The sequence below is a fragment of the Paraburkholderia sp. HD33-4 genome (assembly GCF_021390635.1).
In the GTDB taxonomy this organism is placed as follows: Bacteria; Pseudomonadota; Gammaproteobacteria; order Burkholderiales; family Burkholderiaceae; genus Paraburkholderia.
On record NZ_JAJEJS010000001.1, the window covers coordinates 3,056,689 to 3,078,952 of the forward strand.

The following is a 22,264-nucleotide window of genomic DNA, read 5'->3' on the forward strand; positions in this document are numbered from 1 at the left end:
ACCGACAGCGCCCGCTTGCCGCGGCGCTTGCGGTCGATCGAGATCACGGCTTACTTCGCGACGATCACGCCCTGCGCCTGCTGGTGAAAGTCGTCGAAAAACTTGTATTCGCCCGGCTCCAGCGGAGCGATCACGACGAACGAATCGGCGCCCGGCGCCAGCACCTTCTCTTTACGCAACTGCACGCTTTCGAATTCGGCCGCGCCCTTGCCGGTGTTGCGCACTTCGATCTTGATACGCTGCCCCGCGGGTACTTCGATGCGAGCCGGGTTCAGCTTGCCGTCGTTCATTTCGAGCTTGAAGGTCGGCAGGTCGGCTGCATGAGCCGTGGCCGCCAGGCAAAACGTGGCGGCGAGCATCGCGATCTTTCGGTTGATTCCCATTGGCCTTTCCGGAAAACGCGACGCGCCGACGCCGGGTATTACACCGACCGTCCGCGCGCCGTCTGCTGCATTCACTGTTACGTTGATCGACCGCATTGGCACCATGCGCCGATCAGTAACCGCCCTTCTTGCCGATGCCAGCGAAGGTGAAGTCATATTCGAGCGTGATCGGCTTGAACCACGGACCCACGCCGGTTTCCTTGTCGACGTGGCGGCCGAATGCCATGTGGCCCATTTGCATCGGCGCTTCGACGATCAGCTTCAGGTGGTACTTGCCCGGGCCTTGCAGCTTGACGTTGTCGCCGTAGTGCGGGCCATCGTTCGCGACCATCGGCATCAGGTCGCCCTTCAACGGCTGATTCGAGCCGGCCTTCGTCAGCTCGTAGTGCACCTGCAGATACGGCATCCAGTCGCCTTCGGCGAAACCGGTCGGATTGTTCTTGACCGCGTGGATGTCGGACTCGAGGTGGATGTCCGAATCCGACGCCTTGCGCATCATGCCTTCGGGTTCCATCGTGATCGGCTGCAGATAGACCGCGCCGATTTCCATGCCGCCCTGAATCTGCTGCTTGCCGATCGGATATTCGGCGGCCGAGGCCGACAGCGCCGCGACAGCCGCTACTGCTGCCGCGCCGCCGCGCGCAAAGGAAGAAATCCGCATTGAAACTCCTTGTTTTTATCAGACTGGAATCGATTTCATTGGAATACTGCGTCCGCAAGCCAGATGCATATTTAAATGCGAACCATTCTCAATATTAGATGAGTTTATCATCGATCGCTGATCAGAACAAACCTGCCAGCACGCTCTGCCTGAAGGCAGCAGGGTCTTAAGGCTCGCTTAAGAAAGCCTTCGTGCGGCGGTGAACAGGGACCGAATTCGCGACGGCCAGGTTGGCCGCGCCGACGGCTGAAGCAGGAGCTTAAGCGTCAGCCGATGTGAACAGGCGCGGCGGATGGCCGCGCCTTTCGTGGTGGACGTAGGCGGTGGAGAGAGGCGGTAGTTATTCGAGGCCCGACACGTGGTCGCCGACGTTCGCGCCGAACACGCGCTGACGCAACAACGCCAGCTGATCGCGAGTCTGCGCGGCCTTCTCGAATTCGAGATTCTTCGCGTGCTCCATCATCTGCTTTTCGAGGCGCTTGATCTCCTTGGCGAGTTGCTTCTCGGACATGTCCTCGAACTTCGCGCGGGTCTGCTGCTCCTTCAACTCGGCGCGCGCTTCGTCGACGTTGTACACGCCGTCGATGATGTCGCGAATCCGTTTCACGACCCCGCGCGGCGTGATGCCGTTTGCGGCGTTGAACGCGATCTGCTTCGCGCGGCGGCGCTCGGTTTCGTCGATCGCGCGACGCATCGAGTCCGTGATCTTGTCCCCGTACAGGATCGCCTTGCCGTTCACGTTACGCGCCGCCCGGCCGATGGTCTGGATCAGCGAGCGCTCCGCGCGCAGGAAGCCCTCCTTGTCCGCATCGAGAATCGCGACGAGCGACACCTCCGGAATATCGAGCCCCTCGCGCAGCAGGTTGATGCCGACCAGCACGTCGAACGCGCCGAGACGCAAATCGCGGATGATCTCGACGCGCTCGACCGTGTCGATGTCGCTGTGCAGATAGCGGACCTTGATGCCGTGGTCGGCCAGGAACTCGGTCAGCTGCTCGGCCATCCGCTTGGTCAGCGTCGTGACCAGCACGCGATCGCCGGCCTTGATGCGCTCGTTGATTTCGCCGAGTATGTCGTCGACCTGGCTGCGCGCCGGGCGCACCTCGATTTCGGGGTCGACGAGTCCGGTCGGGCGCACCAGCTGTTCGGCGACCTGCCCCGCGGTCTTCTTCTCGTAGTCGGCGGGCGTCGCCGACACGAACACGACCTGGCGCATCTTGCGCTCGAACTCGTTGAATTTGAGCGGCCGGTTGTCGAGCGCCGAAGGCAGCCGGAAGCCGTAGTCGACGAGATTTTCCTTGCGCGCGCGGTCGCCGTTGTACATGCCGTTCAGCTGGCCGATCAGCACGTGCGATTCGTCCAGCATCATGATCGCGTCGGGCGGCAGGTAGTCGACGAGCGTCGGCGGCGGCTCGCCAGGCGCCGCGCCCGAAAAGTGCCGCGAGTAGTTCTCGATGCCCTTGCAGAAACCGAGCTCCTGCAGCATTTCGAGGTCGAAGCGGGTGCGCTGTTCGAGCCGCTGCGCCTCGACGAGTTTGCCGTCGCTATAGAAGAATTCGAGCCGCTCGCGCAACTCGGCTTTGATCGTTTCCACCGCGCGCAGCACAGTGTCGCGCGGCGTCACGTAGTGCGACGACGGATACACGGTAAAGCGCGGAATCTTCTGCCGCACGCGGCCGGTCAGCGGATCGAATAGCTGCAGCGTTTCGACTTCGTCGTCGAACAGCTCGACACGCACCGCCATCTCGGCGTGCTCGGCCGGGAAGATATCAATCGTATCGCCACGCACGCGGAACGAGCCGCGCTGGAAGTCGGCTTCGTTGCGGCTGTACTGCATCGCGATCAGCCGCGCGATCACGTCGCGCTGACCGAGCCGGTCGCCGGTGCGCAACGTGAGAATCATCTGGTGATATTCGGACGGATTGCCGATACCGTAAATCGCCGACACCGTCGCGACGATCACCACATCGCGCCGTTCCATCAGGCTCTTGGTCGCCGACAGCCGCATCTGCTCGATATGCTCGTTGATCGACGAGTCTTTCTCGATGAACAGGTCGCGCTGCGGCACATACGCTTCAGGCTGGTAGTAGTCGTAGTACGAGACGAAGTATTCGACCGCGTTGCGCGGGAAGAACTCGCGGAATTCCGAATACAGCTGCGCGGCGAGGGTCTTGTTCGGCGCGAACACGATCGCCGGGCGGCCGAGCCGCGCGATCGTGTTGGCCATCGTGAAAGTCTTGCCAGAGCCGGTTACGCCGAGCAGCGTCTGGAACGCGAGACCGTCCCCGACGCCTTCGACGAGCGTCTCGATGGCCGTGGGCTGGTCGCCGGCGGGCGGATACGGCTGGTAGAGCTTGAACGGCGAACCTTCGAACGTGACGAATTTCGATTCGTCGAGCGTATCGTCGGCTTCAGTCAGATGGTGTTCGGACATGAGGGGCGGGACCGGGCCTTGGGCAAAGAATCATTCTAACGGGTTGCGGAAAGCGAAGATCGAGCGGGGTTACGTAGGGCGGCGCCGGGCGCCCGGGAGGTCGTGTGTTATGGCCCTTTACAGACTTGTGCGCCGTGAGGCGTCGACCGGGGACTCACGTGCCGGGCTGTGTGCCGCATGCCATGCGGCATCGTGGCTCAGCGAGCGCCAATGCATGGTGCACTTCGTCCGCTTCGTGCCGTCGCCATCGCCACGCCCGCTCGAATTCCTTACTGCCACATGGCTCCCAGTGCCTGTTTTTCAAGCAAATAATTGCCGTTCGCCCGTCTGGTCGTCCGAAAAAAGTGCCCGGATTCGTTACAATGCGAAGTTGCGCTCGCTCGCCGCTGTCCATAGGCCGTCCCTGTTTTTCGCGTTTGGTCGAACTCACGCCGCACGCCCAAAACGCCGCCGACGCTCCAGATGAGGCCGCCCGCGCGCGAAGCCGCCCTCTTTTCACTACTGCTGCCCACCCATCATGTCTCTGTTCTCCGCCGTCGAACTTGCTCCCCGCGACCCGATTCTGGGCCTGAACGAAGCTTTCAACGCCGATACGCGCGCCACCAAGGTCAACCTCGGCGTTGGCGTGTACTTCAATGAAGAAGGCAAGATTCCGCTGCTGCGCGCCGTGCGCGAAGCGGAAAAGGCCCGCGTCGAAGCCGCGCTGCCGCGCGGCTATCTGCCGATCGAAGGTATCGCCGCCTACGATGCCGCCGTGCAAAAGCTGCTGCTCGGCAACGACTCGCCGCTGATCGCGGCCGGTCGCGTCGTTACAGCACAGGCGCTGGGCGGCACGGGCGCGCTGAAGATCGGCGCGGACTTCCTGAAGCGCGTGAATCCGAACAGCAAGGTCGCGATCAGCGATCCGAGCTGGGAAAACCACCGTGCGCTGTTCGAAGGCGCGGGCTTTGTCGTCGAATCGTATCCGTACTATGACGCGCAAACGCACGGCGTGAATTTCGACGGCATGCTGAGCGCGCTGAACAGCTATGCGGCGGGCACGATCGTCGTGCTGCACGCTTGCTGCCACAACCCGACCGGCGTCGACCTGAGCGTCGAGCAGTGGAAGCAGGTCGTCGAGGTCGTCAAGGCGCGCAACCTCGTGCCGTTCCTCGATATCGCCTACCAGGGCTTCGGCGACAACATCGAAGCGGACGCGGCAGCCGTGCGTCTGTTCGCCGCGCAGGAACTGAACGTGTTCGTGTCGTCGTCGTTCTCGAAGTCGTTCTCGCTGTACGGCGAGCGCGTCGGCGCACTGTCGATCATCACCGCGAACAAGGAAGAAGCGGCGCGCGTGCTGTCGCAACTGAAGCGCGTGATTCGCACCAACTACTCGAACCCGCCGACGCACGGCGGCTCGGTGGTCGCGGCCGTGCTCGCGTCGCCGGAACTGCGCGCGACGTGGGAAAGCGAACTGGGCGAAATGCGCGACCGTATCCGCGCGATGCGCAATGGTCTCGTCGAGCGTCTGAAAGCAAGCGGCGTCGATCGCGACTTCGGCTTCGTGAACGCGCAGCGCGGCATGTTCTCGTACTCGGGTCTGACGGCCCCGCAAGTGGACCGTCTGCGTGAAGAGTTCGGCATCTATGCGGTCGGCACGGGCCGTATCTGCGTGGCTGCGCTCAACACGCGCAACCTCGACGTCGTGGCCAACGCGATTGCGCATGTGCTGAAGTAAGGCGATTCAAGGCGCGGAGGTTTGCCGCGCCGGTGCAGCAGGTTCGCCGCTGCCACCGCCTGTAAAAACGGCGCCCTTTTGTGAAAAGGGCGCCGTTTTTTATTTCCTGACTGTTCGGCCGGACCGGGCGCTGCGACGGCTCTCTTCGCGAGGAATCAGCGCGAGTCCCGATGAATATCATGCGTGACGAACCCGGCATCGTTCTCCGGCATCTCGAGCCAGTCGGGCTGCTCGAGCGAACGGAGAATATCTTCGAGACCGCTCCTCCAATGCTCGCGCATCGTCGATAGACCGAATTGAAAGTCCTTGTAGTGTCCTTCGTATTCCTTGTGCCGGTAGATCAGGTGAATCACGTTGTAGCGCTTCGAACACGACAGATCTTCGGCCAGCTTGCACCACGGATCGTCGCGTTGCTCTTCCGGCACGCGATCCAGAACCTCACGCAACACGTGGCGGAAACGCTGCGAGCGCTGCAGCATGTCGGTCACGAGACGCGTGCGGCTCGAATACTGAATGTCTTTCATGCGCCCCTGCACGTCGGTGATGTTGTCCGGCACCGGCCCGATCGCGCTCCATAGATCGACCTGAAACGCGAGCGTGTCGCGACGCGGCGTGGACTGGAGCACCTCGTAGAGCGGCGTATTCGACATCAGGCCGCCGTCCCAGTAGAACTGACCGTCGATCTCGACGGCCGCGAAGCCCGGCGGCAACGCGCCCGACGCTATGAAATGCTCGGGCCTGAGCGTGGTGTGCGTATTGTCGAAATATGCGAAATTGCCCGTGCCGCAATTGACCGCGCCCACCGACACGCGTATTTCGCCGGAATTGATCCGGTCGAAATCACACAGCGACTCGAGGGTGGCCTTCAGCGGCGTGGTGTCGTAGTAGCTCGCCAATTGCGGCGGACCGGACACCGTGGGCAACGGCGGGGGGAAACGCGGCACGAAAAAGCCCTTTTGCCCTTCGACGATCGCGCTCATCGCCTGCGCTGCGGTAAATGCCTTGCGCACCGCTTCGCTCGAATTGAACAGCACGTGTTCGATCGGCGCCGGCAACGGCGGTCCGAATGCCGGCTGGCAGATCGTTTCCCAGAATTGCTGCAGACGCTCGACGCGTCGTTCCGGCGGATTGCCCGCAATGATCGCCGTGTTCAGCGCGCCGATCGATATTCCCGCGATCCAGTTCGGTTCGATGCCGGCTTCGTAAAGCCCCTGAAAGACGCCGGCCTGATAGGCGCCGAGCGCGCCACCGCCTTGCAGCATCAGCGCGACGGTTTCGTAATTGGGTAACGGGAGATGACGGCGCGGGCGCGCGGCGACCGCCGGACCCGGACCCGCACCCTCCCCGTCGCCGGACACGCCCACGCGCGCCCGCTTCAGATTGCGTTGCGCCATGGGCCGCCCCTTAATGCATGTACCAGCCGTGGCTCACGACGAACGACTGGCCGGTCAGCGCCGCGCTCGGGAAGGTCGACAGGAACAGCACGGTCTGCGCGACGTCTTCGACCGTCGTGAAGATACCGTCGACGGTACCGCCCAGCATCACGCGCTTGATCACTTCCTCTTCGCTGATGCCGAGTTCCTTCGCCTGCTCGGGAATCTGCTTGTCGACGAGGGGCGTGCGCACGAAGCCCGGACACACGACGTGCGAACGCACGTTATGCGCAGCGCCTTCCTTGGCGAGCACGCGCGACAGGCCCAGCAAAGCGTGCTTCGCGGTCACGTACGCCGACTTCAGCGGCGAGGCCAGATGCGAGTGGACCGAGCCCATGTAGATCACGACGCCGCCGCGATTGTCCTTGTACATGTGCTTGAGCGCTGCCTTGGTGGTCAGGAATGCGCCGTCCACGTGAATGGCCTGCATCTTCTTCCAGTCCGAGAACGAATAGTTTTCGATCGGATTGACGATCTGGATGCCGGCGTTGGAAATGAGAATATCGATCGAGCCGAATTCCTCCGCGACCTTGTCGATACCCTGGTTGACGGCGTCTTCGCTCGTCACGTCCATTGCCACGCCGATCGCCTTACCGCCGCCCTTTCTGATTTCTTCAGCCACGGCGTTCGCGCCGTCCTGGTTCAGGTCGGCGATCGCGACCGCCGCGCCCGCGGCCGAAAGAGTCAACGCGATCTGTTTGCCGATGCCACTCGCGGCGCCAGTGACGACGGCGACCTTGCCGTTCAGATTCGAGTTCAGAGACGACATCCAGAACCTCCATGCAGTTGATGAGCAATGAGACCACGAGACCGCGCGCGGCGAGAAGTCGGCCAAACGGTATAGACCGTTCGGCGGATGCAGCGCGGCGGCCGACTTTGCTATTGTGCATGAACCCTGTGAACGACATAGGTAAAACGCACATCGAACCGTATCTCTTTACACTGGACGCTTTCGGGCTGAATCCGGGCTCAATTCCCGTGGCACAACCAATCAGGAGACATGCATGAACTATCGACGTCTGGGCCGCTCCGGCCTGCAAGTGAGCGAGTTGTCCATCGGCTCATGGGTCACGTACGGCAACCAGGTGGATCACCGCGCCGCGCGCGAATCGCTTGCCGCCGCGCGCGACGCGGGCGTCAATTTCTTCGACAACGCCGAGGTGTACGCGGGCGGCAAATCCGAGGAAATCATGGGCCATGCATTGAAGGAACTTGCCTGGCCGCGCGTGAGCTACGTCGTGTCGACGAAATTTTTCTGGGGACTCAACGAAGCGCCGAACCAGTACCACACGCTGAACCGCAAATACCTGATGAACGCGATCGACGGGTCGCTGAAGCGCCTGCAACTCGATTATGTCGATCTCGTGTTCTGTCATCGTCCCGACCCGAACACGCCGGTCGAGGAAACGGTCTGGGCGATGAGCGACATGATTGCGCGCGGCAAGGCGCTGTACTGGGGCACCTCGGAATGGAGCGCCGACGAGATTCGCGCCGCGTATGAGATCGCCGAGCGGCATCATCTGCACAAGCCGGTCATGGAGCAGCCGCAATACAACCTGTTTCACCGCAACCGCGTCGAGCAGGAATACAAGCGGCTTTACGAGGACCTCGACCTTGGCCTGACCACGTGGAGTCCGCTTGCATCGGGTCTACTCACCGGCAAATACCGTGACGGCGTACCTGCCGACAGTCGCGCGCAGTTGCAGGGCTATGACTGGCTGCGTCAGCAGCTCACCGACCCGACGAGGAACAACGTGGTCGGACAGCTCGGCGCGGTCGCCGACGAACTCGACTGCACGATCGGTCAGCTCGCGATCGCGTGGATTCTGAAGAATCCGAATGTCAGCACGGTGATCACGGGCGCCTCGCGAGTCGAACAGATCGGCGAAAACATGAAGTCCGCCGAGGTGGCCGAGCGCATCACGCCCGAGATCAAGCAGCGGATCGAGGAGATCATCGGCGACGCGCACGAGTAATCGCGCGCCACGCCCGGCACTGAGCGGATAACCGGGCACGCGCGGTCGCGTACAATACGCGACCGCGCGTCACCGGCTCCTTCGGGCCAGCCTGCGCTCTTTCAGCGTCCTCTCATCATGCTCAGCTACCGCCACGCCTTTCATGCCGGCAATCACGCCGACGTTCTGAAACACGCCGTCGTGTTGCAGCTCCTGCGCTACCTTGGCCAGAAAGACAAGGCCTACTGGTATATCGACACACACGCGGGCGCGGGCGTCTACTCGCTGAAGGAAGGCTACGCGACGAAGACCGGCGAGTTCGAAACGGGCATCGCGAAACTGTGGGGCCGCAACGATCTGCCGCCGCTGTTCGCCGAATACGTCGACGAAGTCAGCGCGCTCAATGCCGATGGCCAGTTGCATTTCTATCCGGGCTCGCCGTATCTCGCGTGGCGACAGTTGCGCGCGCAGGATCGCATGCGGCTATTCGAATTGCACAGCACCGAAATCGACGTGCTGCGCCACAATTTTCGCGACGCTGGCCGACGCGCGATGCTGTACGCCGGCGACGGCTTCGACGGCATTCTCGCGCTGCTGCCGCCGGCGCCGCGCCGCGCGCTGATCCTGCTCGACCCATCGTACGAAGACAAGCGCGACTACGGGCGCACGCTGCGCTGTGTCGAGGAAAGTCTCAAGCGGTTTCCGACCGGCACGTATGCGGTCTGGTATCCGCAGGTCAAGCGCCCCGAGTCGCAGCGTTTCCCCGATCAGCTCAAGCAGTTGCAGAAGGACAACTGGCTGCACGTCAGCCTGACCGTAAGCAATCCTCCGGAAGACGGCTATGGGCTGTTCGGGAGCGGCATGTTCATCCTGAATCCGCCGTACACGCTCGCCAAGACGCTGAAGGATCAGATGCCGTGGCTCGTCAAGACGCTCGGCGAGGACAAGGCTGCGACGTTCAAGGTCGAATATCGCGGCAATTGAGCGTGACGAGCGGCCCGTGAGCGGGCCGCGCCCGGTTCCCCTTCACCTGTCTTGCGCAGACCGATCTGCGCATACGCTCACTTGAATTGCGCGGCCGCCCTGGTCGCGAACTGGTTCGTATAGGTCGCACTCAAATCGATCTTCTTCGGATCGAGCCGACTGTCGAACGACGACAAAGCGCGCAGCGACGTAGCCGGCCCATCCGCCGGCATCAGTCCATCCGGCGAATAAGCGTCGCGCACATTGTGAAAGGCGTCGAGATAAAGCGTCGGGTCGCCCAGCAGATAGGCTTGCGGCACCATCTTCAACAGATCCGCATCGCTCGCGGTCTGCAGCCAATGATTGGCGCGCACGATTGCGTTGGTCAGCGCCTGCGTCGTCTTCGGATTTTTCTGGATGAAGCTTTCGGGCGCGTATAGCGTCGCCGCGGGCATCATGCCGCCGAACACCTCCTGCGTGCCTTTCACCGTACGCGTATCCACCAGCACCTTGATCGCGCCGCTACGCGTGAGCTTGGTCATCATCGGATCGACATTGGACAGCGCGTCGATCTGCCCGCTGCCCACCGCGGCCAGCACCGTCGCGCCGCTGCCGACGCCGATCGCCGAAATGTCACTGCGCTGCACGCCGGCCTTGCGCAACGCAACGGTGAGCACGAGATCCGTCGACGAACCCGGCGCGCTCACGCCGACCTTCGCGCCCTTGAAGTCCGCGAGCGACTTGATCTGATCGGCCTTCGACTTCACCACGCCGATCACGATCTGCGGTGCGCGCCCCATCAACGCGAACGCGCGATAGTGCTGCCCCTTCGCCTGCATGAACAGCGTGTGCTCGAACGCGCCCGCGCCAACGTCTGCGCTGCCGCCCACCACCGCTTCGAGCGCCTTCGAGCCGCCTGCGAAATCTTCGAGCGTGACGTTCAGCCCTTCGTCCTTGAAGTAGCCGAGCTGCTGGGCAGCGAGGACCGGCAGATAGTAGAGGCCGGGCAAACCGCCGACGGCCATCGTTAGTGTCGGCATCTCCGGCGTGTCCTTCGCGAACCCGGCGCCGGGGAAAGTGGCCAATGCGAGCAGCATCACGCAGGCGCGCATCGCACGCTGCATCCAGTGATTCGGCATGGTGACGTCTCCTTGTTGTGTTTTCCGTTCGAAGCGGTGACGCAGGCGCACATGCCGCGGTCGAAGCTCACGGCGACGAGGCGCGCAACGATTGTCGTCGGACGGTTTCACGGGCGCCATGCGCCCAAACCCGAATGGGATGTCGGGTGCGAGGCAAGCTGGCGGTGGGGCAGAAACGGGATCGGACAGGAGCGTCACCAACGCGCTTTCGCGCCGTCGCTCGCTATTGCGGAAGCGGCACCGGTCGGGGCATCGGCCGCGGCGGCATGCCACCGCCCGTCGGCAACTGGATATACGGCGCAACCACGAACGGCGGCGACGATTCCGCCGGCAGCTCGACCGGTGCCGCGATCGGTGGCGCGGCGACGATCGGCTCCGGCGCGGGCGGCGAGCTCAGCAGCACGGTGCCGCTTTGGCCATTGTTGACACCGCCGAGCGTATCGAGAATCACTGGAGGGCGGTCGTTATCGGAAACCGCAAATGCGTCCGACGCAATGCAGAGGGTCGCGAGCGTCGCCATCGTGGCCGCGGCCATCACGGATCGGAAACCTTGGAGCGAATGGACGGAGGACATGGGCAGCCCGATTGGTTATAAATGCCGTCTTGCGCGAAAAACGCCCTACCTTACCGCGGCCCGCGTTGCGAAGCTAGTCGATATTCACCATGAATAGCCTCGTTGCGCCGTTCACGCGAAAAACGCCGCCGGCACGTGCTTCTCGGTCTCCAGACATGACAAAGCCCCGCTTTGACGGGGCTCGACATTGGTACTGCAATGGCCGCGCGATAGCAGGCGCCGCCGGGTCAAACTCGAAGGGGAAACTTACAGCGAATAGCCGTTGGTTTCGAGCGAGCGGATCCGCTGCTCGAGCTGGACGATATCCGACGACGATGCCAGATATGCCTCACGACGGCTACGTTCCGCGGTTTCGAACCAGGTGCTCAGCTTCTCAAGAATGAATGCAAACATGATGTTCTCCAAGGATCAGATCGAATCCCCGGTGATTTGGCATCAGGGATTTCCCGTAAAAGGGTTAACCCGCATTATAGCCCTCCGGTGCAACCTGAACAGTGAAATGCCCGCATGACGTGCATTCCGTTTTGGAATGATGCACCAGCTCGGCGCATTCTGATGTCTGATTTTATTGAGGTTGATCTCCACTCTCTAGGCGAACGTCATTGCCCTAATTTGTATTCGCACATTATCGGTGCATAAATCACGAGCCCGAATGAATCGGTAGCCTGGGTTGACTTTCGCTCCGTGAGCAGCCGCTAAAGCGGATGGCAACCTTGCCCCGAAACAAGATCGGTGTCCGCGAGCCGCTCGATAATCGGGCAGTCTGGCCGGTCATCGCCGTGACAATGGTCGGCCAGATGTGCGAGGGTGTCGCGCATGTCGGTCAACTCAGCGATGCGGCGATCGAGTTCGGCGACATGTTCCAGGGCGATTCGCTTTACTTCGGCGCTTGCACGCGAGCGGTCATGCCATAGGGCAAGCAGTCGCCGGATATCCTCGACCAGAAATCCGAGCCGCCGCGCCTGGCGAATAAAACGCAGAGAATGCACTTCCTGTGGGCCATACACGCGATAACCAGCGCTCGTGCGTGCCTTCGCAGTCAATAGACCGACACTCTCGTAGTAGCGAATCATTTTCGCCGTAACGCCCGACGCGCGGGCCGCTTCGCCTATGTTCATGACTGTTTCCCCCAAGGTTCGGCTGAAATCGAATCGATCCTACACCTTCCCATACTGGGAAGGTCAGCCGCCCAAACACGGAACGGCAGGCATAATTCAACTATCCGAAATCCGATTCCGCCGAGGTCTTTGCGATGACAATCGAACTCCACGTAGAAGGCATGAGCTGCCAGCATTGTGTTGCCGCCGTCACGAACGCGATTCGCGAGCACGACGCCGCCGCGCAGGTCCAGGTGGATCTCGCGACCGGCCGCGTGCTCGTCGAGTCGACGCAACCGGTCGAGGCGGTGAAGACCGCGGTTGACGACGCCGGATACACAGTCACGTCGGTGCGCTGAGGGCGCGGATCATGTTCAAGGTTGTCGTAATCGGTGGTTCGGGGCTGCTCGGCCGTGCGCTCAACGACGAACTCGCGCGCCAGACCGACTGGCAAATTGTCTCCACCGCATTTAGCCGGCCGTCTTCGCATATGGTCGCGTTGGATGTTCGAGATCGGCTCGCGGTCGAGCGCTTCATCGACGACGTGGTACCCGATGCCGTTGTGATTGCCGCGGCGGAGCGCCGTCCCGACGTATGCGAGCGCGATCCAGCGCTCGCTCGCGCGCTGAACGTCGATGCCGTGCGGACGATCGCGGGAGCGGCGAACCGACACGGCGCGTGGACGCTGTCGATCTCGACCGACTACGTGTTCGATGGCACACACCCGCCCTATCGTCATGACAGCCCACCAGCGCCACTGAACGCGTACGGACAGAGCAAGCTCGAAGGCGAGCGAGCGCTGAGCAAAACGGCCGAGCGCGGATGTGTGCTGCGCCTGCCGCTGCTGTATGGGCCGATTGTCAGTTGGTCAGAGTCGGCCGTGACCAGCCTTGTGCCTGCAATCGCGGCGTCGGCCGCGCCGGCCGCGCCGGCTGCCAGGATGGACGCTTGGGCGATCCGGTATCCCACGTTCACGCCCGATGTCGCAGTCGTGATCCGACAGATGCTCGAGCGGCACGCGCGCGGCGAAACGATTTCCGGCATCGCGCAATGGTCGGGCGACGAACCGATGAACAAGTACGAGATCGCCGTGCGCCTCGCGAAAGCACTACAACTCGACGCGTATCTAACGCCCCAGCGTACGCCGATCGACTCGACGCCGCGCCCGTACAACTGTCATCTGGCATCGAGCCGCCTGGAGGCACTTGGAATCGGCCGGCGCACGCCCTTCGACGTGGCGATCCGGCAAATGCTAGCCGCGTTTCCCTGGCGCGGGCAAACGACTTCCGCTTGATCCAGTGGATTGCGTGCAGAGGGGATTGCCGAAGCAGGAGGCTGGATAGAAGAAAGAAGAAATGACACTGAAAAGTCATCTCTTCCGATTTCGGCCGCGTAAACGCAGAAACCCCACCGCGGTGGGTGGGGTTTCTGACTTGGGAGGAGCCTGACGATTACCTACTTTCACACGGGCAATCCGCACTATCATCGGCGTGGAGTCGTTTCACGGTCCTGTTCGGGATGGGAAGGGGTGGGACCGACTCGCTATGGTCATCAGGCATGACGGGTTGCTGCGTCGCAATGGTATGCGCCACAGCCAATCGGGAAGAAGCGTAAAGGATTCGTGTGTGGGGGTTGCGTTGTTTCTGGCACAACACCGATCTCAACCGTGTGCGTGTCGCTCCCCCTGCTGGGGGTAAAACACACCGGTTATAGGATCAAGCCTTACGGGCAATTAGTATCAGTTAGCTCAGTACATTACTGTACGTGCACACCTGACCTATCAACGTCCTGGTCTTGAACGACCCTTCAAGGGGCTCGAAGCCCCGGGGATATCTCATCTTAAGGCGAGTTTCCCGCTTAGATGCTTTCAGCGGTTATCTCTTCCGAACATAGCTACCCGGCGATGCCACTGGCGTGACAACCGGTACACCAGAGGTTCGTCCACTCCGGTCCTCTCGTACTAGGAGCAGCCCCCTTCAAATATCCAGCGCCCACGGCAGATAGGGACCAAACTGTCTCACGACGTTTTAAACCCAGCTCACGTACCTCTTTAAATGGCGAACAGCCATACCCTTGGGACCGGCTACAGCCCCAGGATGAGATGAGCCGACATCGAGGTGCCAAACACCGCCGTCGATATGAACTCTTGGGCGGTATCAGCCTGTTATCCCCAGAGTACCTTTTATCCGTTGAGCGATGGCCCTTCCATACAGAACCACCGGATCACTATGACCTGCTTTCGCACCTGTTCGACTTGTCAGTCTCACAGTCAAGCACGCTTATGCCATTGCACTATCAGCACGATTTCCGACCGTACCTAGCGTACCTTCGTACTCCTCCGTTACACTTTGGGAGGAGACCGCCCCAGTCAAACTGCCTACCATGCACTGTCCCCGACCCGGATTACGGGCCAAGGTTAGAACCTCAAACAGATCAGGGTGGTATTTCAAGGACGGCTCCACGCAGACTGGCGTCCACGCTTCATAGCCTCCCACCTATCCTACACAGACCGGTTCAAAGTCCAATGCAAAGCTACAGTAAAGGTTCATGGGGTCTTTCCGTCTAGCCGCGGGGAGATTGCATCATCACAAACACTTCAACTTCGCTGAGTCTCGGGAGGAGACAGTGTGGCCATCGTTACGCCATTCGTGCAGGTCGGAACTTACCCGACAAGGAATTTCGCTACCTTAGGACCGTTATAGTTACGGCCGCCGTTTACCGGGACTTCAATCAAGAGCTTGCACCCCATCATTTAATCTTCCGGCACCGGGCAGGCGTCACACCCTATACGTCCACTTTCGTGTTTGCAGAGTGCTGTGTTTTTATTAAACAGTCGCAGCCACCAGTTTATTGCAACCCTTTCACCCTCCTGGCGCAGGCCAGTCAAGCTACAAGGGCGTACCTTATCCCGAAGTTACGGTACCAATTTGCCGAGTTCCTTCTCCCGAGTTCTCTCAAGCGCCTTAGAATACTCATCTCGCCCACCTGTGTCGGTTTGCGGTACGGTCACTGTGAAACTGAAGCTTAGAGGCTTTTCCTGGAACCCCTTCCAGTTGCTTCGCTTCCGAAGAAGCTCGCGCCACACCCTTGAGTCCTGTGCCCGGATTTGCCAAAGCACCCTCTTCAATGCAGCGACCGGGACTTCCAACACCCGGACAACCTTCCGCGATCCGTCCCCCCATCGCATTTCACAATGGTGCAGAAATATTAATCTGCTTCCCATCAGCTACGCATTTCTGCCTCGCCTTAGGGGCCGACTCACCCTACGCCGATGAACGTTGCGTAGGAAACCTTGGGCTTACGGCGAGGGGGCCTTTCACCCCCTTTATCGCTACTCATGTCAGCATTCGCACTTCCGATACCTCCAGCACACTTTCCAGTGCACCTTCGCAGGCTTACGGAACGCTCTCCTACCATGCGTGCAAAGCACGCATCCGCAGCTTCGGTATATGACTTAGCCCCGTTACATCTTCCGCGCAGGACGACTCGATCAGTGAGCTATTACGCTTTCTTTAAAGGGTGGCTGCTTCTAAGCCAACCTCCTGACTGTTTTAGCCTTCCCACTTCGTTTCCCACTTAGTCATATTTGGGGACCTTAGCTGGCGGTCTGGGTTGTTTCCCTCTTGACACCGGACGTTAGCACCCGATGTCTGTCTCCCGTGATTGCACTCTTCGGTATTCGGAGTTTGCTATGGCGTAGTAATCCGCAATGGACCCCACAACCATGACAGTGCTCTACCCCCGAAGGTGATACACGAGGCACTACCTAAATAGTTTTCGGAGAGAACCAGCTATTTCCAGGTTTGTTTAGCCTTTCACCCCTATCCACAGCTCATCCCCTAACTTTTCAACGTTAGTGGGTTCGGTCCTCCAGCACGTGTTACCGTGCCTTCAACCTGGCCATGGATAGATCACCTGGTTTCGGGTCTACACCCAGCGACTGAACGCCCTGTTCGGACTCGCTTTCGCTACGCCTGCCCTAATCGGTTAAGCTTGCCACTGAATGTAAGTCGCTGACCCATTATACAAAAGGTACGCCGTCACCCCTTGCGAGGCTCCGACTGTTTGTATGCATGCGGTTTCAGGATCTATTTCACTCCCCTCCCGGGGTTCTTTTCGCCTTTCCCTCACGGTACTGGTTCACTATCGGTCGATCACGAGTATTTAGCCTTGGAGGATGGTCCCCCCATCTTCAGACAGGATTTCACGTGTCCCGCCCTACTTGTCGTACACCTAGTTCTTCCTCGCTGTTTTCGTCTACAGGGCTATCACCTGCTATGGCCGCACTTTCCAGAGCGTTCGACTAACAATGAGAATAAAGAGTACAGGCTGATCCCATTTCGCTCGCCACTACTTTGGGAATCTCGGTTGATTTCTTTTCCTGCGGTTACTTAGATGTTTCAGTTCACCGCGTTCGCTTCACATGACCTATGTATTCAGTCATGGATACTCCATTAGGAGTGGGTTTCCCCATTCGGACATCTCCGGATCAAAGCTTGTTTGCCAGCTCCCCGGAGCTTTTCGCAGGCTACCGCGTCCTTCATCGCCTGTGATCGCCAAGGCATCCACCACATGCACTTGTTCGCTTGACCCTATAACGGGTGTGTCTCTCAATGATTGCTCACCGCAGATCACTTCCGCTACAGGTTGAGTATTCGTGTTGCGCCGTATTCCAAAGCAATCTTTCGATCACTTAAAAATACATCGATACAATCACAACCCTGATTCACCTACTCACGTACCCATCTCTAAGTACGCTTTCGTGAATCTCTTTACTACTTCTTCCTGATTGTTAAAGAACGACAGCCGATATCACAGTCACACTGTGTACCGCTCTGACTGGCTCAATCGCCAATGCAAAGTACTCAGCATCCCACTTCGTGCTGAACCCTTGGCATTGAGGATTGGTGGAGGATGACGGGATCGAACCGACGACCCCCTGCTTGCAAAGCAGGTGCTCTCCCAGCTGAGCTAATCCCCCTCTCATAGCCACGCAAACTTAGCTCATTCGCTTAACCCCCTTCGGGGGTGAGATGCTCGTAAGTGCTAAAGCACTAACGATCATCGCAAAGGATGGTGGGTCTGGATGGATTCGAACCATCGACCCCCGCCTTATCAAGACGGTGCTCTAACCGACTGAGCTACAGACCCCTGAGCCTGTCTGCGTTGCTTCTACTAACCACAGCCGATAAGCGTGAGCGCTTGCGCAGCAATGCAAGCTCTGGAAAGGAGGTGATCCAGCCGCACCTTCCGATACGGCTACCTTGTTACGACTTCACCCCAGTCATGAATCCTACCGTGGTGACCGTCCTCCTTGCGGTTAGACTAGCCACTTCTGGTAAAACCCACTCCCATGGTGTGACGGGCGGTGTGTACAAGACCCGGGAACGTATTCACCGCGGCATGCTGATCCGCGATTACTAGCGATTCCAGCTTCACGCACTCGAGTTGCAGAGTGCGATCCGGACTACGATCGGTTTTCTGGGATTGGCTCCACCTCGCGGCTTGGCAACCCTCTGTTCCGACCATTGTATGACGTGTGAAGCCCTACCCATAAGGGCCATGAGGACTTGACGTCATCCCCACCTTCCTCCGGTTTGTCACCGGCAGTCTCCCTGGAGTGCTCTTGCGTAGCAACTAGGGACAAGGGTTGCGCTCGTTGCGGGACTTAACCCAACATCTCACGACACGAGCTGACGACAGCCATGCAGCACCTGTGTTATGGCTCCCTTTCGGGCACTCCCACCTCTCAGCAGGATTCCATACATGTCAAGGGTAGGTAAGGTTTTTCGCGTTGCATCGAATTAATCCACATCATCCACCGCTTGTGCGGGTCCCCGTCAATTCCTTTGAGTTTTAATCTTGCGACCGTACTCCCCAGGCGGTCAACTTCACGCGTTAGCTACGTTACCAAGCCAATGAAGGCCCGACAACCAGTTGACATCGTTTAGGGCGTGGACTACCAGGGTATCTAATCCTGTTTGCTCCCCACGCTTTCGTGCATGAGCGTCAGTATTGACCCAGGGGGCTGCCTTCGCCATCGGTATTCCTCCACATCTCTACGCATTTCACTGCTACACGTGGAATTCTACCCCCCTCTGCCATACTCGAGCGATGCAGTCACCAATGCAGTTCCCAGGTTAAGCCCGGGGATTTCACATCGGTCTTACATCACCGCCTGCGCACGCTTTACGCCCAGTAATTCCGATTAACGCTCGCACCCTACGTATTACCGCGGCTGCTGGCACGTAGTTAGCCGGTGCTTATTCTTCCGGTACCGTCATCCCTCACGGATATTAGCCACGAGGTTTTCTTTCCGGACAAAAGTGCTTTACAACCCGAAGGCCTTCTTCACACACGCGGCATTGCTGGATCAGGCTTGCGCCCATTGTCCAAAATTCCCCACTGCTGCCTCCCGTAGGAGTCTGGGCCGTGTCTCAGTCCCAGTGTGGCTGGTCGTCCTCTCAGACCAGCTACAGATCGTCGGCTTGGTAGGCCTTTACCCCACCAACTACCTAATCTGCCATCGGCCGCCCCTTGAGCGCGAGGTCCGAAGATCCCCCGCTTTCCTCCATAGAGCGTATGCGGTATTAATCCGGCTTTCGCCGGGCTATCCCCCACTCCAGGACACGTTCCGATGTATTACTCACCCGTTCGCCACTCGCCACCAGGATTGCTCCCGTGCTGCCGTTCGACTTGCATGTGTAAGGCATGCCGCCAGCGTTCAATCTGAGCCAGGATCAAACTCTTCAGTTCAAACCTGTTACTGTTTTCGGTCTCTCTCGAGACCGGTCGCTCACTCAACGTACTGACGATGATCAATCCGTCTTTCGACAGATAAACCTTCCTCTAATACTGTGTGAGGCTTCTGATACTTTTGCCTTGCAGCAGACTCCGGAGAATCCGCCGCCGCATTCCGCATCAAGCGCCCACACTTATCGGCTGTTAGTTTTTAAAGATCGATCCGCCAACCCGCAGCACCTGAACCACAACCACCCGGCACCGCTTCGTTTGCGTCGCTGCGTCTGCAGCAGAGAAACGAGATTATGGAGAACTTTCACCGGATCGTCAACAGGTTTTTATCACTCGCTTAACCTGCCCACACCGCTGAAACCCTCGCCATCCAAGGCTTCCCGCTTCTCCGCGCCCCGGTGTCCGGAGCACGAAAGAGCGAAATTCTAGTCGCAGCAACGGAAACTTGCAAGCGAAATCCTAGGGTTTTCCTTAGGGGGTCTTTCCGATACGGCCCGGATCGTCGATCGCTGGTGTTTTCACTTCGGACGCCAGGGTCTGGGTGGCGGATGCGCCGATCGTCCAATCATGCAGCACGGTATAAGCGACTGCCAGCAACGTCGGGCCGATGAAAACGCCAAGGAAACCAAACGCAAACGCGCCGCCGAGGATGCCAAGCATGACCAGAATCAACGGCATGTCACTGTTCTTGCCAATCAGGATCGGCTTGATGACGTTGTCGGCCATGCCGACTACCAGCAGACCCCATATGACCAGAAAAATCGCCCACCCAGTCGATCCACCCTGATACAGCCAGATCGCTGCGGGTAACCAGACAATGACTGGACCGCCCGGAACCACCGACAGAAAAAACGTCACCAGCCCAAGCAATGCCGGCGCCGGTACGCCCGCCATCCACAAGCCGAATCCCGCGAGAACCCCCTGTACGAGGGCCGTACCAAGAATCCCGTAGACCACACCCTTCACCGTGCTGCCCGCCAGTGCGAGCAGATACTCGGCGCGTTCACCAGCGACTCGACGCATGCCGGCATTCAGCCACGCAGCCGCCCCCTCGCCCCCGGTATAAAAGAAGAACGCGAGCACGATGCTCAACGCCAGCAGCCCGAGCCCATGCGTCACCGCAAGCGCCGCCGCCAGAATCCACTTGCCGGCCGGCGCGGCGAGCGTGCGTAACTGCGCGATCAGCTCAGAATTGCTGCTGGTCAAGCGCTCCCAAAATGCCTCAAGACTAGAACCAACCAGCGGGATCCGCTGCACCCACGGCGGCAGATCGGGCAGCCCCGAATCGAAGAGTCTCTGCACCAGCGCCACGATTTCGTGAACATGCGCGCCGAACGCAAAACCCGCATAGACGAACGGCCCGAGCACCACGACCAGAATAATCAGCACGATCAACGTCGCGGCCAGTTTGCGCCGCCCGCCAACCACACCAGTGAGTCGCCGGTAGAGACCCCAGGAACTGTAGCTGAGGATGGCGCCCCACAGCAGCGCAGTCGTAAATGGCGCCAGCACCAGCAACGACCCGCCAACGAGCACAATCAATGCGAATACTGCGGCGAGCCGTTCGATCAGTTGGTCCGATTTCACGATGGATCTCCTATTGCGCCAGACCGTGGCAATGACTTGACACACACGCCCGTCAGGCGCCCGCCGAACGCCGTCAGTATAGAAGCGAGTCGGGCGTCCGGGGTGTCTTATACCATCCGGCCAGCGCGGCGTGCGTCGCCTGCGACCGTGCCGGCGGCGAACGCAATTTTGAGATGAAAGCGCCCGAATCGACCGGAGATTGCCGACCAACCGATATAGCCGCCTGGAAAAGACTAGAATATAAGGTTCCGTGCCCCCAATTTTTCTGGATTTATGCGCTCGCGAATCGCCAAACGTCTCCCTCCCGACGCTGACAAGCTCGTCGGTCTCTCGCTCGCGCTTTTCGCGTCGGGCAGCCGTACCGAAGATCGCTTCTGGGAAGCGAAGCTCGACGCGCTGCTGGCCAAAGTCGTGCGCAACGCCAACCAGACCACGCTGGACGCCGCGCTCGACCATCTGCAGCAAAACCATCCCGATGCCTACGGCGCGCTGGCCGACATGGCGGAAACGCACAGCGAATCGTTCGTGATCGAACACGAAGGCGTGTCTTACGAAGCGCTGCTGATCGCCGCGCCCGTGCTCGCGTGGACCCGCTACGTGATTCCGTCCGGCCCGCTCAAGTCCGACGCCGCCGACGCGCTGCGTGCGCACCTGCAAGCGCACGTGCTCGCCGCGAACACGCGCGTGGCAATGGCTCCGTTCCTGTACAGCATCGACCAGTTGCCGCGCCATCACGTCGAAACGTGGCGCATCGCGCAGCAACTCGCGCAAGCCGCGGTCAGCGGCGGCAACGCGAAGCTGAACTACGGCGAGTTGCCGGACACCTCGCCGATTCTGGCGGACCCGCGCTTCTTGCTCGCCGTCGTCGCCTCGCCCGTCGGGGAAGCGACGTTCCGCTGGCAGGAAGAAGAGCACGGCACTCGCATCGAGCGCGGCCAATGTCTCGAGCAGTGGGCCACGCAAGGCGGCGCCAATCTGTCGGTCGTGCTGCCGGGCTGCGAATTCGAATGCCTGCTGCCGGATGCGTACTACTCGGCCTGCCGCGACGCCGACGAAAGCGTGCGTCCGCACACCGTACGTACCGCCGTGCGTTATCTTTTCGACACAATTGGCGCGGCGCCGCAGGACCTGCGCGCGGTGGTCGCCGGCTTCGGCGAACGTCGCATCGACGAGTACCGCGTCGGCTTCACGCGCAAGGGCAGCAACGACGTGATCTACGGGGTCGTGTGGCCACTCTACGGCCGCGAAAACGGCGAGGCGGGCATCGACGAGGAGCCGGAGGAAATCACCGGCTCGGACGAACCGCTCGAGGAAATCGTCGCGCTGCTCAAGGAAACCGGCATCACTGACGTGCGCCGCCACGCGGGCCGCTTCGAGCCGGAATATTGCGACGACTGCGGCGTGCCGCTGTACGCGGACCCGCTCGGCGAAATCGTCCATGCGGAAATGCCTGAGGACGCTGAGCCCGCGCAACCGCATTTCCACTGACCCCGACGTCGACATCCACGCCTTATCGCGAAAAAGCCCCGTATATGCGGGGCTTTTTTCATTGAATGTCCGCTTTTCTT

16 protein-coding genes, 2 tRNA genes and 3 rRNA genes are annotated in these 22,264 nt (G+C 60.2%); 6 read left to right on the top strand and 15 right to left on the bottom strand.

The genetic code is table 11. The annotated features are described in order from the left end of the window. Positions 1 to 50: 50 nt before the first annotated feature. The 3 genes from L0U84_RS13495 to uvrB form a co-directional block, all read right to left on the bottom strand. On the bottom strand, positions 51 to 383 hold the full coding sequence (locus L0U84_RS13495) for a cupredoxin domain-containing protein (protein ID WP_008922656.1): 333 nt from the start codon (positions 381 to 383) through the stop codon (positions 51 to 53). 112 nt (positions 384 to 495) lie between these two features. Then, entirely contained in the window at positions 496 to 1,044 is a 549-nt protein-coding gene (locus tag L0U84_RS13500) for an iron transporter (RefSeq protein WP_233850487.1), read from the bottom strand. Positions 1,045 to 1,384: 340 nt separating this feature from the next. Further along, complete coding sequence (uvrB, locus tag L0U84_RS13505; protein ID WP_233850489.1) at positions 1,385 to 3,478, bottom strand: excinuclease ABC subunit UvrB; 2,094 nt, start codon at positions 3,476 to 3,478, stop codon at positions 1,385 to 1,387. A gap of 517 nt (positions 3,479 to 3,995) precedes the next feature. Between uvrB and L0U84_RS13510 the strand changes: the two genes are divergently transcribed. Continuing rightward, the gene (locus tag L0U84_RS13510; RefSeq protein ID WP_233850491.1) at positions 3,996 to 5,195 is read left to right on the top strand and encodes an amino acid aminotransferase; all 1,200 of its coding nucleotides are present in this window, start codon (positions 3,996 to 3,998) and stop codon (positions 5,193 to 5,195) included. Between the two features lie 155 nt (positions 5,196 to 5,350). On the opposite strand, the gene L0U84_RS13515 is transcribed toward L0U84_RS13510, so the two are convergent. Both L0U84_RS13515 and L0U84_RS13520 read right to left on the bottom strand, forming a co-directional pair. After that, entirely contained in the window at positions 5,351 to 6,589 is a 1,239-nt protein-coding gene (locus L0U84_RS13515; protein WP_233850493.1) for a DUF3734 domain-containing protein, read from the bottom strand. 10 nt (positions 6,590 to 6,599) lie between these two features. Beyond that, complete coding sequence (locus L0U84_RS13520) at positions 6,600 to 7,397, bottom strand: 3-hydroxybutyrate dehydrogenase (RefSeq protein ID WP_129962911.1); 798 nt, start codon at positions 7,395 to 7,397, stop codon at positions 6,600 to 6,602. 235 nt (positions 7,398 to 7,632) lie between these two features. On the opposite strand from L0U84_RS13520, the gene L0U84_RS13525 reads away from it, so the two are divergent. Both L0U84_RS13525 and L0U84_RS13530 read left to right on the top strand, forming a co-directional pair. Then, on the top strand, positions 7,633 to 8,604 hold the full coding sequence (locus L0U84_RS13525) for a potassium channel beta subunit family protein (RefSeq protein WP_233850495.1): 972 nt from the start codon (positions 7,633 to 7,635) through the stop codon (positions 8,602 to 8,604). 117 nt (positions 8,605 to 8,721) lie between these two features. Continuing rightward, positions 8,722 to 9,567, top strand: coding sequence for a 23S rRNA (adenine(2030)-N(6))-methyltransferase RlmJ (locus L0U84_RS13530; RefSeq protein ID WP_233850497.1), 846 nt, complete (start codon positions 8,722 to 8,724; stop codon positions 9,565 to 9,567). Positions 9,568 to 9,644: 77 nt separating this feature from the next. Here L0U84_RS13530 and L0U84_RS13535 read toward each other — a convergent pair whose 3' ends face one another. The 4 genes from L0U84_RS13535 to cueR form a co-directional block, all read right to left on the bottom strand. After that, positions 9,645 to 10,685: an ABC transporter substrate-binding protein gene (locus L0U84_RS13535; protein ID WP_233850498.1), complete on the bottom strand. Its 1,041-nt coding sequence runs from the start codon at positions 10,683 to 10,685 to the stop codon at positions 9,645 to 9,647. A 223-nt stretch (positions 10,686 to 10,908) separates the two neighbouring features. Further along, entirely contained in the window at positions 10,909 to 11,259 is a 351-nt protein-coding gene (locus tag L0U84_RS13540; protein ID WP_442794002.1) for a hypothetical protein, read from the bottom strand. A gap of 246 nt (positions 11,260 to 11,505) precedes the next feature. Continuing rightward, positions 11,506 to 11,652: a DUF3563 family protein gene (locus L0U84_RS13545; RefSeq protein ID WP_018418650.1), complete on the bottom strand. Its 147-nt coding sequence runs from the start codon at positions 11,650 to 11,652 to the stop codon at positions 11,506 to 11,508. 302 nt (positions 11,653 to 11,954) lie between these two features. Beyond that, a complete protein-coding gene (cueR, locus tag L0U84_RS13550; RefSeq protein WP_008922667.1) occupies positions 11,955 to 12,377 on the bottom strand; it encodes a Cu(I)-responsive transcriptional regulator in 423 nt (140 codons plus the stop codon). Between the two features lie 134 nt (positions 12,378 to 12,511). Here cueR and L0U84_RS13555 point away from each other — a divergent pair, with 134 nt between their 5' ends. Continuing rightward, positions 12,512 to 12,715, top strand: coding sequence for a heavy-metal-associated domain-containing protein (locus tag L0U84_RS13555; protein ID WP_233850499.1), 204 nt, complete (start codon positions 12,512 to 12,514; stop codon positions 12,713 to 12,715). 11 nt (positions 12,716 to 12,726) lie between these two features. Next, positions 12,727 to 13,650 (top strand): dTDP-4-dehydrorhamnose reductase family protein, encoded by a 924-nt coding sequence (locus L0U84_RS13560; protein WP_233850500.1) that lies wholly within the window; start codon positions 12,727 to 12,729, stop codon positions 13,648 to 13,650. Between the two features lie 148 nt (positions 13,651 to 13,798). On the opposite strand, the gene rrf is transcribed toward L0U84_RS13560, so the two are convergent. From rrf to L0U84_RS13590, 6 genes are all read right to left on the bottom strand, one after another. Then, positions 13,799 to 13,912 (bottom strand): 5S ribosomal RNA (rrf, locus tag L0U84_RS13565). Between the two features lie 155 nt (positions 13,913 to 14,067). Then, positions 14,068 to 16,948, bottom strand: a 23S ribosomal RNA gene (locus L0U84_RS13570). A 313-nt stretch (positions 16,949 to 17,261) separates the two neighbouring features. After that, positions 17,262 to 17,337: transfer RNA gene (locus L0U84_RS13575), tRNA-Ala, on the bottom strand. Positions 17,338 to 17,430: 93 nt separating this feature from the next. Further along, positions 17,431 to 17,507 (bottom strand) — tRNA-Ile (locus L0U84_RS13580). A gap of 74 nt (positions 17,508 to 17,581) precedes the next feature. Beyond that, a 16S ribosomal RNA gene (locus L0U84_RS13585) occupies positions 17,582 to 19,112 on the bottom strand. Together the 16S, 23S and 5S rRNA genes with 2 tRNA genes alongside form the textbook arrangement of a ribosomal RNA operon. A 468-nt stretch (positions 19,113 to 19,580) precedes the next feature. Next, positions 19,581 to 20,696 carry an AI-2E family transporter gene (locus L0U84_RS13590; RefSeq protein WP_233850501.1) on the bottom strand — a complete coding sequence of 372 codons (1,116 nt, stop codon included), beginning with the start codon at positions 20,694 to 20,696 and terminating at the stop codon, positions 19,581 to 19,583. A 273-nt stretch (positions 20,697 to 20,969) separates the two neighbouring features. Here L0U84_RS13590 and L0U84_RS13595 point away from each other — a divergent pair, with 273 nt between their 5' ends. Continuing rightward, complete coding sequence (locus tag L0U84_RS13595) at positions 20,970 to 22,184, top strand: DUF2863 family protein (protein ID WP_233850502.1); 1,215 nt, start codon at positions 20,970 to 20,972, stop codon at positions 22,182 to 22,184. Positions 22,185 to 22,264: the final 80 nt, after the last annotated feature.